Origin of the sequence: Paenibacillus sp. BGI2013 (assembly GCF_002843485.1) — a bacterium.
GTDB classification, from domain to species: Bacteria; Bacillota; Bacilli; order Paenibacillales; family Paenibacillaceae; genus Paenibacillus; species Paenibacillus amylolyticus.
The window spans coordinates 375,702-392,131 of sequence record NZ_PJFA01000002.1 but is presented as its reverse complement, the minus strand read 5'-3'; the positions used below and the strand labels follow the sequence as shown (position 1 = coordinate 392,131).

At 43.5% G+C, this 16,430-nt stretch carries 12 protein-coding genes; 4 read left to right on the top strand and 8 right to left on the bottom strand.

The genetic code is table 11. The annotated features are described in order from the left end of the window. Positions 1–34 precede the first annotated feature (34 nt). From CXK86_RS05580 to CXK86_RS05570, 3 genes are all read left to right on the top strand, one after another. The gene (locus CXK86_RS05580) at positions 35–3,241 is read left to right on the top strand and encodes a lantibiotic dehydratase (protein ID WP_076251833.1); all 3,207 of its coding nucleotides are present in this window, start codon (positions 35–37) and stop codon (positions 3,239–3,241) included. 71 nt (positions 3,242–3,312) lie between these two features. Further along, entirely contained in the window at positions 3,313–5,100 is a 1,788-nt protein-coding gene (locus tag CXK86_RS05575) for an ABC transporter ATP-binding protein (RefSeq protein WP_180361727.1), read from the top strand. Then, positions 5,097–6,479 carry a lanthionine synthetase C family protein gene (locus CXK86_RS05570; RefSeq protein ID WP_076251837.1) on the top strand — a complete coding sequence of 461 codons (1,383 nt, stop codon included), beginning with the start codon at positions 5,097–5,099 and terminating at the stop codon, positions 6,477–6,479. Before CXK86_RS05575 ends, CXK86_RS05570 begins: the two co-directional genes overlap by 4 nt. Positions 6,480–6,760: 281 nt before the next feature. Here the strand turns inward: CXK86_RS05570 and CXK86_RS05565 are convergent, their stop codons facing one another. After that, complete coding sequence (locus CXK86_RS05565) at positions 6,761–8,170, bottom strand: MATE family efflux transporter (protein WP_076251839.1); 1,410 nt, start codon at positions 8,168–8,170, stop codon at positions 6,761–6,763. Positions 8,171–8,406: 236 nt separating this feature from the next. Further along, complete coding sequence (locus CXK86_RS05560) at positions 8,407–9,270, bottom strand: carbohydrate ABC transporter permease (RefSeq protein ID WP_047841074.1); 864 nt, start codon at positions 9,268–9,270, stop codon at positions 8,407–8,409. Positions 9,271–9,325: 55 nt separating this feature from the next. Here CXK86_RS05560 and CXK86_RS32560 point away from each other — a divergent pair, with 55 nt between their 5' ends. Continuing rightward, on the top strand, positions 9,326–9,448 hold the full coding sequence (locus CXK86_RS32560) for a hypothetical protein (RefSeq protein ID WP_257467776.1): 123 nt from the start codon (positions 9,326–9,328) through the stop codon (positions 9,446–9,448). Positions 9,449–9,486: 38 nt separating this feature from the next. Here the strand turns inward: CXK86_RS32560 and CXK86_RS05555 are convergent, their stop codons facing one another. The 6 genes from CXK86_RS05555 to CXK86_RS05530 form a co-directional block, all read right to left on the bottom strand. After that, complete coding sequence (locus tag CXK86_RS05555; protein ID WP_036606643.1) at positions 9,487–10,368, bottom strand: carbohydrate ABC transporter permease; 882 nt, start codon at positions 10,366–10,368, stop codon at positions 9,487–9,489. Positions 10,369–10,406: 38 nt separating this feature from the next. Beyond that, positions 10,407–11,726 carry an extracellular solute-binding protein gene (locus CXK86_RS05550; protein ID WP_076251841.1) on the bottom strand — a complete coding sequence of 440 codons (1,320 nt, stop codon included), beginning with the start codon at positions 11,724–11,726 and terminating at the stop codon, positions 10,407–10,409. Between the two features lie 114 nt (positions 11,727–11,840). Further along, positions 11,841–12,635 carry a response regulator transcription factor gene (locus CXK86_RS05545; RefSeq protein WP_076251843.1) on the bottom strand — a complete coding sequence of 265 codons (795 nt, stop codon included), beginning with the start codon at positions 12,633–12,635 and terminating at the stop codon, positions 11,841–11,843. Next, positions 12,625–14,397, bottom strand: a complete 1,773-nt coding sequence (locus CXK86_RS05540) for a cache domain-containing sensor histidine kinase (RefSeq protein WP_076251846.1) — start codon at positions 14,395–14,397, stop codon at positions 12,625–12,627. The genes CXK86_RS05545 and CXK86_RS05540 overlap by 11 nt, the downstream gene beginning before the upstream one ends. A gap of 330 nt (positions 14,398–14,727) precedes the next feature. Beyond that, positions 14,728–15,555: a carbohydrate ABC transporter permease gene (locus CXK86_RS05535; protein WP_076251848.1), complete on the bottom strand. Its 828-nt coding sequence runs from the start codon at positions 15,553–15,555 to the stop codon at positions 14,728–14,730. Further along, on the bottom strand, positions 15,555–16,421 hold the full coding sequence (locus CXK86_RS05530) for a carbohydrate ABC transporter permease (RefSeq protein WP_036606633.1): 867 nt from the start codon (positions 16,419–16,421) through the stop codon (positions 15,555–15,557). The genes CXK86_RS05535 and CXK86_RS05530 overlap by 1 nt, the downstream gene beginning before the upstream one ends. Positions 16,422–16,430 lie beyond the last annotated feature (9 nt).

The window sequence follows — 16,430 nt, the reverse complement described above, 5'->3', positions numbered from 1 at the left end:
TCTCATGTCTGGTATCTAGTGGGAGGAGAATATGATGAAACGTTATTCGTATAAAACTCTGGATTTTTTCATGTTGAGAACTCCAGTTTTACCCTTAAATGAATTTTTTTCTTGTTTCCCCGAGCAACATTCTCTTATTGAGAATGTTGCTAGTTATTCTTTGGAAAATTTGATAAAACTATCTCGTAAACCTGAGATCAGGGAAGCGATCCTTGTTGCAAGCCCTAGCCTATACAGATCACTTTCTAAAATTGATGAATTCAACAATAAGCCTAATGTGACTGAAGCGCAAGTTGTATCAAGCGTAATGAAGTATGTAATCCGGATGATGAGTAGACCTACCCCTTTTGGATTATTCTCAGGCATTACTGTTGGAAGGTTCTCAGCCGAATCTCAACTTGATATTAAGGAGATATCTCATTATCGTAAACGAGCACGACCTGATATGGGATGGATTCTCAAACTAATAGAACAACTCGAAAACGATCCACAGATATTGGAACAACTAACTATTTACCCAAATGCATTAATATATAAACAAGGTAATAGGGCTAAGCTACCCTTCTTAACGAGATATGGGAAAATGAAGAGTGGAGCAAATGATAGCATTTCTGTTAAGGCGACCATTGTATTTGACTGGATTATGAATTATTTGTCTACACCCCAAAAGTTTTCCAAGGTATTAAACCAAATGGAGCTGGAGTTTCCGGGAACAGACCGCGAAATTATCAATAATTACCTGCAACAACTCATAAAAGAAGAGTTCCTCCTTACTGAACTGCGACCATCCACTGTAGATAAAGATCCATTCCACCATGTTTTCAGCCTTGTGGATGGGCTGCAGGGAGTAAATGATATCGGAAAAAAATTGTATGAGATTCACGAAACAATAATGTTTTATAACGAGACTGCTGTTGGAAAAGGGGTAGAGACTTTCGAACAACTTAGTAGACTGACGAATGATCTAATTCCGATGGAGACACCCACTATGCAAGTTGATTTGTCACTTGCAGATCAGTCTATCAGACTCAATGAGCATATTCGCAAGGACGTGGAAGAGGCAGCATACATACTTAATATGCTTTCACACTATTCAGAAGAGCACCTGAAAAAGTATGTAGAAGATTTTTTAGAAAAGTATGGCGATCATAAAGAAGTCCCCGTTTTAGAATTGATTGATGATGAGCTTGGATTGGGTGCTCCAGCGACGTACCGTTATCCTGAAAATCGTAAGAACTCATATGCGTTAAAGCGCAGGGATTCTCAGGGTAAAATGAAACAGGAACAATTATTTATGGAACTGTTGGTATCTGCAATACATAAAGGCCAACATACAGTGGAGTTGGATGAAAACGTTATACAACAACTGGAAGAATTCAATGATGCCCAATTGCCACCGTTACCATCTATGGAATTGTATTTTTCCCTTCACACGATGGATCAAAACAGTCTTGATCGTGGGGAGTACAAACTGGTGTTGGCGCCCAATCCTGGTTCAAACGGAGCGGGGAAAACTTTTGGTCGTTTTTTAGATATCCTTGAACCCAATCTCCAAAAAGATTTAACACTGATTTCAAAAAAGGAAAAGGACTTGTACCCTGATGTAATGTGGGCGGAAACATCTTTTCTTCCCACTTCGGGTAAATCTGCGAATGTAATGCTTACGAAGAACTACCGTGACCATGAACTTTCGCTTAGTCATGGTTCGATAACTCCAAACGAACAAATCATAGCTATGTCTGATCTTGTCGTAGGTGCGAGAGAAGGAAGGTTATATATTAGGTCCGTATCCCAAAACAAAGAAGTAATTCCAATCGCAGGTCATATGTTCAATTATCATCATGCGCCGAACATCTATAGATTCCTGATGGAGGTTGGCTTGATGAGATTTGATCAATGGTCCGCCCCAGACTTTGGGTATTTGATGCATGCTCCATTTATGCCACGAATTCAATACAAAAAAATTGTGTTGTCTCCCGCAAAATGGAGTCTTCGTTACCCAATTAGTAATCTAAAAGAAAGTATTAATGCAGATAAATTAAAAAATTGGGTTTTAATATTCTTGAGTGAATGGAATGTTCCAAGATATGTTTATTTAATTGATTCAGATTATCGCATTTTGCTGGATTTGGACCATCCGCTACATCTAAATGAATTATTAAAAAATTTAAAAACAACACGACATATCAATTTAATCGAACACGTCGGTGGATTTGAAAATTCGCCTATCAATCGTAGTGATGGTTGTTTAGCTGCTGAATTTGTGTTTCCACTCATTATAGATGATGCTATGCCGAAAGGCAGTTCATTCCTTTTCCCTTTCAAAACGCTATCGGACAGAGGGGGTTTAGAGAAAGATATCTATCTTCCTGGCAATGAGTGGTTTTATGCTAAATTATATGGATTGGATAGCAGACAAAATGAATTCCTTGCTCTTTATTGGGAGGAATGTGTGAACGAAGCTAAAGATACTGGTTTAATAGAACAAGCTTATTTTATACGCTACGCCGATCCTGATCCACATGTTAGGGTAAGGTTCAAGTTTAAATCCAATGATAAATCTCAGCTATTCGCTCAATTATTTCAAAAATGGAGTGACGAGTGGTTTAAGGATGGTTATATAACAAAATTCACCTTAGAAACTTATGAACCTGAAATAGAAAGATATGGCGGAATTGAGTTAATGAAGTTAGCAGAATCTCTGTTCTCCGAAGATAGTTATGTGGTGGCTGGATTAATTCGTCTAAACCGTTTCGAGAGACGTGAGCTTGAGATTGAACAAATAGGTGTACTTAGTGTAATTCATCTTCTTACTCATTTAGGGTACAACAAAAGTGAATGTTTCGAAACTTTAAATGAAAAGTTTGATGTTAAAGATTACCTTCAAGATTTTCGTAAGATACGCATCACATATATGGATATGCTTAATACTTTTTTTTGTTTGAATGCTTCCCAAACCTCTGCTTCAGGAAACTTTTCACAAGAATTATTGCCAGTTTTCGAAGCAAGAGCAAACAGCTGTTTAACATACTATCAAAAGCTGGAGCAACATCGTTCAGAAGTTTCATTGACAAATAGCAAAGATGACATCGTGTTTAGCATTATTCACATGCACTTGAATCGACTAGTTGGAACTGATCGAAAGCTGGAACAGAAAATAATGATATTGACACGCCATGCGATGAACAGCTTGATACAATACCATAAAAGAAAAAGAACAGAAAATTTGAGCAGGATATGATTTTTTTTTTGTAAACAAAAAATTTATAAACGGAAAATGGAGTCATTATGTGGAATTCAGCGAAAAGCAGCATGAAGTTATTTTCACTAATTTTTCAGACTAATAAAGTATTGTTCATAATTAGTGCAATATTGCATATCCTGCAAGGTTTGATTCCCTTTTTTAGTTTGGTTGTAATGCAGAATATGTTGAATGGGATTTCATATTCTTTGATGCATGGAGCGGATCTAGTACGCATACCTTTTATCTTGTTTGTTATTGTGTACGCAGTAAAATTAATCATTAATTCAGGACAAACCTATGTGGAGGGGAATTTAGAAGCATCATTAGCGAAGTCTTTGAATATCATGATCGGGAAAAAATCAACACAACTTGGACTTGCTGACTTCGAAAATTCGTCTATCAACGATCAATTAAAACGTGCAACTCAGGAAGCAGCATTTCGGCCATATCAGCTATATAGCCAATTAGCAGGTATTATCTCTGGTCTTATCACTGTAATTTCATCTTCAACTTGGTTGTTTCTATGGAAATGGTGGACTGTACCGATCATTCTCGTAGTCTCTTTGACATCACTGTATTCTTTATTCAAATTAAACAAACAACAATTCGATATCTATATGAAAAGGACCCCTTTATATCGTCAATCATGGTATCTGACGCATTTGCTTACAAATGATCGAGCAGTTAAGGAAGTTAAGGTTTTTCAATTGAGCACTCATTTACTCAACCGTTACTCTGAATTGCTCGAAAGCTTTTATAAAGTAGACAAGAGAATGTTAGGAAAGCTAACTAAACACACATTTATTTACAATTTTTTCGAGCTTGCAGTAATGCTTTGGTTGGTTTGGTTTGTCATTCAAGAAACTTTGTTAAGTACCTTGATGATTGGCAGTTTGTACGGGTATATTCAGGCAATAGTACTTACACAAAGTCAGATACAATCCATAATGAGGAGTTTATTGCAATTTTCCCAAAATCATCTCTATATGGAGCAATTGTTCCTGTTCTTTGAGTTACCAACATCTGACCCTGTTGCTCGATCTTCTCTGCAAAACAAAAAATCTGATTTTAGCTTAGAACACCTAGAACTCAAGAATGTTTCTTTTCAGTACACTGGGAATGACAAGATAGCGTTGAAGAACATTTCCTTATCGTTACGAAGGGGGCAGACCATAGCAATAGTTGGGAAAAACGGATCGGGAAAAACAACGTTAATGAAAGTATTAATGCAACTTTATGACAATTACGAAGGTGAAATTATCATAAACGGAAAAAACATAACCGATTATGATCTGAATATGTATCAAAAAAAAATCGGTACTGTTTTTCAAGATTTCGTTCATTATGAAATGTCCGCCAGAAGCAACATAGGTTTTGGTTCATTGGATCAGTTGGACCAAGACGAAATGATACTAAATGCAGCCAAGTACGCATCTATTGATGATGTAATCCATTCTTTGCCCCAAGGCCTTGATACGCAGTTGGGTAAATGGTTTGAAGAAGGTCAGCAATTATCTGGTGGTCAATGGCAGAGGTTAGCCATAGCCAGAGCTTTCATGCGTAATGCCGATTTATACATTTTAGATGAACCTAGCGCGTTTTTGGACCCGGTTGCAGAACGAGATTTGTTGGAGTTATTTCTTGATTTAATGAAAGATAAGATCGGTGTATTCATTACGCATCGGCTATCTTCTGCACGCCTTGCTCATCAAATAATTGTCATGGAGAACGGTGAGATTATCGAACAGGGAACACACGAGAAATTGCTTAATGATAATGGTACGTATGCAGAGATGTATCGTATACAAGCTAAGACCTTTCAGGAAAACAACATTGAGGAGGTATATCAGCATTGAGTATTGTAATAAACCCTAATCTGGATAGATGGTTGGGCTTAGAAGGCGACTTAAGAAACAACGTTGCAAGCACTTTGGCGTCTGTTGCAAACAGATATAAAACTCCAAGCGAAATTTCAATGAAATCTCAAAATTCTATATTAGCAGTTGATGGATTCGAAGTAGAACGGTGGACGGAAGAAAGTCTAAGTAACGGACATTCCGGAATTTGTCTATTAATGGGTGAATTGGATTATCTCCAACCGGATGCTGGTTGGGATTATGTAGGGCATCAGTATTTAAAGGAATTGCAGAATAAGCTTGAACAAACGGGGTTGCATGATTTGTCATTATACGGCGGATTGCCTGGTGTTCTAATGGCCATACGTTCCCTATCCCGGAGAGGCACCCGTTACCAGTCAATGACAGAAGGTATTGCAACTTGGATGGAAGAACTAGCAATTAAAAAAGTTGATGAACTAGTTGAAAATTGGGGAAGTACTGATTTAAAAATAGGAGATTATGATACGATTCTTGGTCTAAGTGGGCTTGGAAGAGTTATTTTATCATATTATGATCGCCCGGGAATGAAAAAGGTATGGGAACAGATTGTAAATTGGTTCAAATTATATTGTGCAAAAAAGGAAATAGGAGAAGAAACCGTCCCAGGATGGCATATTTCTGCTCGGAGCCAATTTCATGCTAGTGAGACAAATCAGTATCCTTCTGGAAACTTCAATTTAGGACTTTCCCATGGAATAGCAGGGCCCATTGCACTTATGAGCATTGCGATCCTTAAAGGACTACCTGCCGAACCCTTTAAGGATCAATTAAGTAAACTAACTGATTGGCTTGTTCAGTGGAAGGTCAATGGTGAAGATGGAATATACTGGCCTGGCAGGGTTTCTTATGAAGAATGGAAATTAGGTCATCTGCATGTTGAAAATAAAATGCATCCAAGAGATTCGTGGTGCTACGGAACTCCTGGAATTGCACGTGCAATATGGTTGGCAGGCAATGCTTTGGAAAATAAAGAATTATCTAATCTTGCACTTGAATCATATCTGGATATGGAAAAACGCATAGAGATGGACGGAGGGCTAATCTCACCAACCGTTTGTCATGGCCTTTCAGGTTGGCTTCTACTCATCCAACGGATGTACTCTGAAACCGGAGAAGAACGTTTAAGAATGATGCGTGACCGCCTTGTAGAAAAGACTCTAGATTTCTACAAGCCGGACTCTATATTTGGATATTGCGACATAAACTGGATTGATAATAAACTTCAATATATTGATGAAGCAGGCCTTTTAAACGGAGCAGCTGGGGTCTCTCTGGTCTTGGCATCATTATTATCGGATAAAAGTCCTGAATGGGATCAAGTATTATTGATAAAATAAATTAAAAAAAACGATCATTTACTGACCCTAGACGCATCCACGATTCATTATCATCAAGCTCTGCAATACAATTAGTTACCGCTACTATCCAAGCAACGTAGCGGCCTTTATTCGGTTACCTCGGGACCGGCTCTCCGTTGTTCGGATAGGAAGTAACACTGCGCGTTTTGGTCATTATTTTGGAAATTGAAGCTTGATCCTTGGCTCAACAAAAAAACGAGCAAAGGATCGTTGCTCCCTTTCTCAGTGATGATTGATCGATAATTTTAGTGTTCGCTGTCCTAAACGGCAGGAACAGTCTGAGGAACGGTCTCTTCATCATCATGCTCCACCAGTTCATGTTTCTCCCAAGCTCTACTCTTCCAGCGGAAGTACATAATGACCGCGCGGGTCCACTCATCCGCCGCAATGGCAAGCCACACACCAGCGAGCCCCAGATGAAGCTTGAATATGAGCAGGTACCCCAATGGCAGACTCATGCAGACCATGGAGATCAGACCCATGTACACCGGGAACTTTGCATCCCCTGCCGCACGCAGGGAACCAATGATCACTATATTGCAGGTACGCCCGGTTTCGAGCAAAAGACTGAGTAAAATCACTTGAGCCCCCAGCTTGATAATTTCCGGATTATCCGTAAATATGCTCATCAGCGGCACACGGAAAAAAATGATGATTACATCAATGATAACCGTGGCCAGAAGGGCCCATTTTACACTGTCAAAAACACGTTTGTACGCATCGTCTTTGCGCCGCGCACCCACAAGCCGACCTACAATGATCGATGTCCCCATACCAATTGCCATACTGAACAAGTAGATATAGCTGGAGATATTACCCGCATACTGCTTGGTTGCCATAGCTTCTGCGCCCAGATAGGTCACATACAGCGTGAACACGAGCTGGCAGGAATGATATACCATCGATTCCATCGCAGACGGAATGCCAATCCGCAGAATTTTGCCAATGAATTTCTTGGACAACTTAATGTAGTATTCAAAATCCACCCGCACCTCGCTCACACGATACAACAACCAGAAGAAGATCAGCAGGCAGATAAACCGGCTTCCCACCGTGGAGATCGCTGCCCCTTCCACCCCAAGCTTCGGCAGGCCGAAGTGTCCAAAGATCAATGCATAGTTACCAACAACGTGAATCACGTTCATGAATACAGCAACATACATCGTTTCTTTGGTGTAACCATGTGTACGAATCGTCGCAGCCAGCGCATTAATGAGCGCCTGGAGGAAGATACCGCCACCGACGATATTTATATACGAACGGGCAAAATCATAAATTTCGCCTTGAATGTTCAGGAGTGATAACAAATGTCCTCCGAACAGAAGGAAGATTCCACTCAGGACCAGACCTACGATAAGATTCAGTGTGATCGCATTACCCGTAACTTGTGCTGCTTCACTTAACTTTTTGGATCCGATATATTGTGCGACTACAATCGCAGCACCATGTCCAATGACTTCCAATACAAGGATAGCGATAGAAATAATCTGATTGGCTGCTCCAACGCCGGAGACCGCATTATCGGATACCGAGCTGAGCATGAGCGTATCCACGCTCCCCATCAACATAAATAAGAAGAGTTCCAAGAAAATAGGCCATGTAAGTCGAATCAGATTCAGATCCTTGGCATCAGAACGAAGGGACTCTTTGGTTGAGGATATTGCTGTCATTTTCTCACCTTTCCCATGTGGGCTTTAATTCTTAGGGTATGTTAGCACAGGTGGTTTGAAAATGCAGTAGTTTTGCGAAAATAGTTGAAAGTTTTTTGCAATTCCATAAATAGGTATTTTCACTGCTTTCATAAAGCCCCATTTCCGTAAGCTTATCCGAGGTTTCAGAAGACAAAAAAGGCCCCTCCCAACTCGCTTTTAAGCAAGTAATGGAAGGACCTTGGACCCTTAACCTTTTAACCTTTAACAGAACCCGCAGCAATGCCCTCCACAATTCGATTACTCAAGATGAGAAAAGCAATCAGGATTGGCATAATGCTAATCATCAGCGTTGCACCAATGGCTCCCCAATCCGTTGTGTATTGTCCAATAAAGTTCTGTACCCCAACAGTCAGGGTTTTGTACGAATCTGTACTGATGAACGTATTAACAAAGATGAATTCATTCCAGTTATAGATCATGTTAATGATCGCCGTTGTGGAAATGACCGAAGACGTCATCGGCAGCACAATCCGAAAGAAAATCCGATGCACGGAGCAACCATCCATCACTGCGGCTTCTTCCACTTCCCGGGGGAGCGCGTAGTAGAATCCAAGTAGAATCATAATGGTAATTGGCATATTAAAGGCAATATAAGACAGGATGACTGACAAAGGATGATCTGTGAGATGAAGCTTCAGGAACAAGCTGAACAGCGGGATCAACGTGGAGTGTACAGGGATCATCAGACCCACCATAAATAGCCCCAGCACCAGCGAACGACCCTTCCAGCGCATACGTGTAATGGCAAAGGTCACCAGGCTGGCAAACAGCACAGTGACCACCACCGAGACCACCGTAATCCATACACTGTTGAAGAAGTACAAGCTGATATTTCCCTCTGTCCATACCTTGACATAGTTTTCCCAACGCGGAGTAGCAGGAAGGGAAAAAGGCGCCATGTCGAATACTTCCTGATTATTTTTAAGCGAAAATAACAGCAGCCATACCAAAGGTAAAATTTGCAGCAAAGCTACCAAGGACAAGAGGAAATACAGCAGAATATAGCCAAATCTCCTTAACCATGCCGAACCTCGGCTTGTCCCCGGGTAAGTTGGCAATCTAACGGCCGTATCCGTCTTCACCGGGATGGACCTCCTTTCATTTCACTAGGGCGTGTCTGGAAACTCCGAAGGTGGCAGATTTTGCCGAATTTTCGTTCCAAGCAAGGAAATTTTCCGCAGGCGTGCCGGGGCACGTCAAGGGAAAGTGACGCAGCAGGGGGCGAAAAGGCGGTAAAAGATGCACTTCAGCGAGTTTTCAGACACGAACTAGCGTCAGGAATACTGGATCGTATCTTTGGATGCTGTCGCTTTACGAAGCAGCCAGGTAACAAGCAGACAGATCAAGAGCAGGAAGAACCCTACAGCACTGCCGTAACCAAAGTCGAAGCTACGGAACGCCTGACGATACATATAGGAGGCCATCACTTCGCTGGAGCCATTTGGTCCGCCATCGGTCATCACGTAGATGAGGTCAAAATACTTGAGTGAGCCCACCACTGCCAGTACCACAGTCACCTTGATGACTTCTGTAATAAGGGGCAGCTTGATTCGAAAAGCGATCTGCCAAGGACTTGCCCCATCAATCCGGGCTGCTTCCACCAGAGATTCCGGAATATTTTTGAGGGCCGCATAATAGATCAAAATATAGAAGCCTGCATACTGCCATAGAATCGGTACGAACAATGCATACAGCACCAGTGATGGCTCCGCCAGCCAAGCTGGCGGATTGCTGAAGCCGATCGCTTCCAGAAAGGTGTTCAGCACACCATTGCTGGGATGGTAGATCTTCAGCCATAACTGAGCGATCGCGACCGAAGACAGCAGCATCGGGATCAAATATATTTTGCGGAACAGATTGGCCCCCTTGATCTTGCCTGACAGCACCAAAGCGATCATCAGATAACCGATCAGACTCAGCGCAGAGAACAAAGCAAGCAAAAAGGTATGGTTCGCACTCTGCCAGAATGTTCCGTCTTGAAGAAGTCTGGCGTAATTATCCAATCCAATAAAGGTCATTGCACCGATCCCGTCCCATTGCATCAACCCATAATACCCGGTGAGCACGATCGGGATGTAAACCAAGACCAGCAGCAGAAGCAGTGCAGGAAGCACGTACAACGCAGCAACGAGACGGTTGGACATGACTTTGTCCATCACATTATCCTCCCTTCAAGCGTTCAAACGTGTGTACGTCAATTGCCTTTATCAATTGCAGCCTGATGATTCTTCACAAAGTCCTCCGGTGTTACCGCTTTGCCAAACAACGCCTGAATCATGTCGAGATGGGCCTGAGCGGCTGCCGGTTTCATCTGTACATCTGCAAAGAGTGTAAGGCTGCTGGCCTGATTCAATTCGTTGAGCAGGTCAATGTAAAGCTGTGGCAGCTGTACTGCAGCTGTATCCACTTTGGTAGCCGGGATGACGCCTGCTTCAGTTACAGAACTTTCACCCCATTTTTCCACAAAGTATTGCACAAACTTCTGCGCTTCTTCCTTCACTTTGGAGTTCTGGGCCACGAACAGTCCTACGCCTGGACCACCTACCCAGCTGTTAATATCGCTCTTGCCATCTTCCATTGTTGGGAATTTGAAAAATCCGATCTTGTCCTTAAATTCCTGCGGGATGTCCGGGTTAGTCGTGAAGTTTGGCAGTTCCCAGGTACCCATCAGGTACATGGCAGCTTTTTCGTTCATGAATTCGGATTTACCCTCATCGTTAGACAACCCGTTGAAACCTTTGTTGAAGGCATTCATATCCACCAGTTTTTGTACCTCGGCAGCAGCTTGAGTCAGCGCAGGATCATCAAACTTGCCAGAGCCATTGATCGCCTTTTCCAGTGCATCTCCACCTAACCGATTCGCCAGATACATATACCAGAGTGAGCCGGTCCAGCGGTCTTTATTGCCCAGTGCGATAGGAACCTCACCGTTCTCTGTCAATGTCTTCAGCACACTCAGGAATTCATCGTACGTTGCTGGCGGCTGCAAGTTATATTTCGCAAAAATGGCTTTGTTATAATAAATGGGGGAGATATTCAACTCGATTGGTAACGCATATGTTTTGCCGTCTATGGCATAAGCTTCTGTTGTTCCGGCTATGAATTTCTCGCCCAGAGAGTCACTCAGCAGATCATCGACCGGTGCGAACAGGTTCCCCTTCACATAAGGGTCCAGAAATCCGGCAGCCCAAGTTACACCAACATCGGGAAGTTCATTGGATGCCGACAGAATTTTCAATTTGTTCTTATATTGTTCATTCTCCAGCACTTCCTGCTTAATGGTTACATTGGGATGATCCGTCTGATACTGCTTGATGATATCGTTGACCAGTTTGTTTTGCTGTGCGGAGCTGCCTGCTGGCCAGAGGTGCATAAACTTGAGGGTTACTTTCCCATCTGTGCCGTTGCTGCCTGATTCACCCTCTTCATCCGAACTTGAACTGTTACATCCGGATAAAATTACGGCGAGAACCAGCGTCCATGACAGAAGAATGGCCATCGTCTTTTTGCTCATTATTCCAACCCCCTTGGTTTTTTCGGTTAATGTAACCGCTTTAACCAAATTGTAGCACGGGCCTATCACACCTATAAGACCAGAGTAATTTGGAAAAACTCCACTTTTTTGAGGTTATTTGTTATTTCGTTCAGATAGGGAATGCCGATATTTGCTTGGACTTAGCCCCTCAAGACTTTTAAATACTGTGATAAAATACTTATCCGTCTGATAACCCACCTGTTCGGCAATCTCCGAGATGGGCATCGTTGTCTGTACAAGCAACTCCTTCGCGCGCTGAATGCGTTTGCGGGTAAGATATTCACTAAAATTGATGCCGATCTGTTCCTTGAACAATACGCTGAAGTAACTGGAGTTGAGATGGAGTAGATCAGCGATTTCACGCATGGTCACATGTTCACCCAGATGGGCATCCACATAGGCCAAAGCTTCACTGATCTGGCTATTTAGCCTTTGTTCCCCTCGCTCCTTAACATCCAGCAGCTTGGGGTCAACCATTTCTTGCATCGTTTGAATACGTCGCTGTTGTTCGCTGAACTTTAGGGCTTTTTCGACGGTCTGCAGCAATTGTTCCTTATCAATCGGTTTCAACATATACTCCACAACACCCAGCTTAATGGCCTGCTGGGCGTACTGAAAATCGGCATGCCCCGACATAATCAGGACAACAGGCTTGTTCGAAAAATGTTGAATGGCTTCAATCAGAGACAAGCCAGAGAATTCCGGCATGCGAACATCCGTTATTAACAGATCTGCCGGCTTTTTCTTGAGCCATTCCACTGCCTCGACGCCACTTTCTGCAGTCTGAATGTGATTTCGTCCTGCCGACCATCCTTCCAGTGTTTTGCGAATACCCTCTCTTGTACGCGGCTCATCATCCACGATAAGAATTGTTTTGTCATGAATCATATGCACCCTCCGTTCCCATGGGAATCTCAAAGCAAATGACAGTTCCTTCCCCAACCTTACTTGTTATGGAAAGCTTGCAACGTTCGCCAAGTTGGCTGCCAAAGTAAAGCATCAGTCGCCGATGTACGTTGATTAGACCTACACCTGTCCCCTTCTTGGACACAGCCGGCCCGCCATGTAAAGCATGAATGACAGATTGAAGCCGTAATTCATCCATACCGGGACCATCATCCCGGACCTCAATGCGAACCAGATTTTTCTCGGTCAAAGCATCCACATGGATGCTTATCTTTCCCGGTCCCAGTTTACTTTCAATCCCATGGAGAATCGCATTTTCCACCAAGGGCTGTATGAGCAATTTCGGAATTGTGACCTTAAGCACCGTATCACTGAGCTGAATCTCCCATTGCATTCTATCTCCCAATCGCATCTGCATAATTTGAAGATAACGTTCAGCGTGTTCCAGCTCGTCGGCAATTGTAACCCATTCATCCTGTTGCGAACTGGAGATGATGTAGCGAAATAGTCGGGACATCGCCACAACCATACGTGCCATCTCCTCGTCTCCCTTTTCCTCAAGGGACCAATAGAATGCCTCCAGCGTGTTGAATAGAAAATGGGGATTAATCTGAGATTGCAACGCCTTCAGCTCAGCCCGGGACTGCATGACTTCCTTCTCATGAACCACACGGGTCAATTCATTCTGCCTGTAGACCATCTGGTTATATACGTCGTTGAGTTCATTGATCTCCATCGTAGAGCTGACCATTAGATTAGGTCTCATTGCTCCCGGCTGTGCACTGCGCATGGCCCGCATCAGCCGTATGAGTGGACGTGTAATCATCGTGGACAGAAAGAAGGACATGATAAGGAACAGAACAACACCAATCATTCCCGAAACGAGCAGCGCCGTTCTCAAGATGGATACACCTTCCGTTGTCTCCCGCAGCGGGGTCAGGACAGCAAGTGTCCATCCCGTTAACTCCGATTTTTGCCGGACGACGATATAGGATTCCTCCCCGTTCTGCACGACTGATCCACTGTCCAATATGGCTTTGGGATCGAGATTGATCTCCAGATCGGAAGTCACCACTTCGCCCACCCCATCCAAGAGCATGATAGAGTCCTGCGAACCATCTGCCCCATTCGAATCATTGAGTTGAAAAAAACTGCGCTGCATCCGCACCACCACATAACCTCCATGTTCAAAAGAATGATCCAGCAGGTTAATCCGTCGAATAGCTAGAAGCACACCCGGATCTTCAGGGTCAGCACCTGCCCATACCAGTCTGCCTTTTCCTTCATCCGCCAGGTTGATCCAGTTGCGCTCCACTCTGAGATCGAGGGATCGGTCATCCATCGGAAAGATGCGGTTATAACCCGTGGTGTATATCTCCATACTCTGCGCTCCGTTGATGAAAGACTGATAACTGCCTGCAATCTGCAAGAGAGCTTGGCGCTGATTAAAGGTTGCCGGGTTGCCTTGCTTCTCATCGCTAAGCAGACGCTGCACGTATGAATCATCCGCCACTTGGGCGGTCAGCGAATTCACTTGTGCAATGAGTGCATCCAATCTGCCACTGGCTTGGACAGCGGTTTGATGAATATGTTTCTCCGCATTGCTTTTCAGCAGGGCAGCTACCCGATCATAGGCCGATATGCCTGCGAGCAAAAGAACAACAAGCATCACCATAACAAAACCAATGAAGATCTGATTGCGAAGTGAGTTAAAATGTCCTTTTTTCCCGTGCAACTTCCCCATTCTCCTCTCTTTTTGGCATGTAAAAGAACCCACCACCTTACGCCCGTGCTCTTGAAGACTGGGTACAAACGATGCCGGATTTATCTACGTATTCAGTTCTTCTCGTTAAAGCGCTTGCAGAAATGAACCTTACTCTTCTTCTCTCTCAGTCTTTGTTTATCGATTAAACTAACGACTAAAAAATAGCATAGTTTTACAGGTTAATCAATCCTCCCGAATAGTTCCCAAACGTTAAATGACAAGGATCAAAAAAAGAGAGGGGACTTTTAAAGTCCACCTCTCTTTGTTCATATCCCTTCACACATATCCTTCTCTGTGACACATCTTCAGTTATTTCACGGACCCTTGGGTAACCCCGTTGATGATCCACTTCTGCGCAAACAGGTAGATGATAATCATCGGCAGCAACGCGAGCAGGTAGGATGCAAACGCAAGGTTAAACTCGGTATTGAACTGTCCTTGGAATACATACTGTACCAGCGGCAGCGTGTACTGTCCCGGATCACTGATAATAATGAGTGGCAGCAAGAAGTCGTTGTACGTGGACAGGCAAGTAAGAATACCAACCGTGGCACTGATGGGTGCCATGAGCGGGAAAATGATTTTCCAGAACGTGCCCCAAGTTGTCGCCCCATCCACAAACGCCGCTTCCTCCAGCGCTACCGGAATGGACCGGATGTATCCAACGTACACAAATACGTTAAATGCCAGACCATAGACCGTGTGAAGCAGAATCAGACCTACCAGATTTGTCATCTCCAGCGATGCGGTCAGCTTAACAATCGGCAGCATGATGATTGGAAATGGAATGAACATCGCGCTGACGAAGTAATAGTACAATCCTTTGAAAAACTTGCGTTTCTCCATATTCCGCGCAATCGCATAGGCCACCATCGAGTTACTGAGCAACGTCAAAAGCACGGTGGATGCGGTAACGATCGCACTGTTACGGAACGATTGGAAGAAGTTTGTCATGTCGATGGCCCTCGCAAAATTCTCCCAATGAAGTGTGGTCGGAATGGCAAAGACCGATTGGGCCATCTGTTCCGGATTTTTCAAAGCAATCGTAACGGTCATATACAATGGGAACAGGATAAACAAGGTACCCAACACAACAAGCAACATAACGGGCCAATTGATTCGTGTACGGCTTCTCATTACAGATCCATCTCCCTTCTTTGCAGGAACCGGATTTGCAGGATTGAAATCACCGCAATAACGATGAAGTAAATAACCGAGTTCGCAGATTGATATGCATATTCGCCGCCTTCAAATCCACCGGTATAGATCAAGTGGGAGATGGACTGCGTCGCCCGTCCGGGACCACCGTTGGTCAAGGCTACGATTTGGTCGAAGACCATAAGTGAATTTTTCATCGCCAGCACCATATTAATGGTGAAGAATGGAGCAATGAGCGGGAAGGTAATACTCCAGAATTCACGCCATTTGCCTGCGCCGTCGAGGTTGGAAGCCTCGTACAGTGTCGTTGGTATCGTTTGCAGACCAGCCAAATACAGAATTGTATTCAGGGCCACCGATTGCCATACTGCAACAATGACGATACCGATCCAAGCCAGACTCTCGCTGCCGAGAATGTTGGTGGATAGCGCGTTGATGCCCAGATTTTGTCCCCAGATCGGGAATACGTTGGAGAACAGGTAGTTAAATATGTAACCTACGATCAGTACACTCAGAATATTGGGCAGGAAGTAGATGCCGCGGAAGAAATTACGAAACTTAATCTTGGCATTCAGCCCGAGTGCAATGAGTAAGCTTAGAATATTGGTCAGGATCGTCACCACGATCGCAAATTTGAACGTAAACCAATAGGCATTGCCTACATTGTCATCTTGGAACAAGTTGAAATAGTTTTTAAAGCCAACAAAATCATACTCTTTCCCGAATCCGTTATAATTCGTAAATGAATAATAGATGCCCTGGAGGGCCGGCAGCGTCATAAATACAAAGAACAATACTACCGCCGGAACCGTCATCCAGTAATAGGGTGCGATACGCTTGTTCATACTCCATCC

Coding starts and splice junctions, on each gene's coding strand:
- CXK86_RS05580 (WP_076251833.1), top strand. CDS start 35: ATGAAACGTTATTCGTATAAAACTCTGGATTTTTTCATGTTGAGAACT.
- CXK86_RS05575 (WP_180361727.1), top strand. CDS start 3,313: ATGAAGTTATTTTCACTAATTTTTCAGACTAATAAAGTATTGTTCATA.
- CXK86_RS05565 (WP_076251839.1), bottom strand. CDS start 8,170: ATGACAGCAATATCCTCAACCAAAGAGTCCCTTCGTTCTGATGCCAAG.
- CXK86_RS05555 (WP_036606643.1), bottom strand. CDS start 10,368: ATGGACAAAGTCATGTCCAACCGTCTCGTTGCTGCGTTGTACGTGCTT.
- CXK86_RS05550 (WP_076251841.1), bottom strand. CDS start 11,726: ATGAGCAAAAAGACGATGGCCATTCTTCTGTCATGGACGCTGGTTCTC.
- CXK86_RS05545 (WP_076251843.1), bottom strand. CDS start 12,635: ATGATTCATGACAAAACAATTCTTATCGTGGATGATGAGCCGCGTACA.
- CXK86_RS05540 (WP_076251846.1), bottom strand. CDS start 14,397: ATGGGGAAGTTGCACGGGAAAAAAGGACATTTTAACTCACTTCGCAAT.
- CXK86_RS05535 (WP_076251848.1), bottom strand. CDS start 15,555: ATGAGAAGCCGTACACGAATCAATTGGCCCGTTATGTTGCTTGTTGTG.
- CXK86_RS05530 (WP_036606633.1), bottom strand. CDS start 16,421: ATGAACAAGCGTATCGCACCCTATTACTGGATGACGGTTCCGGCGGTA.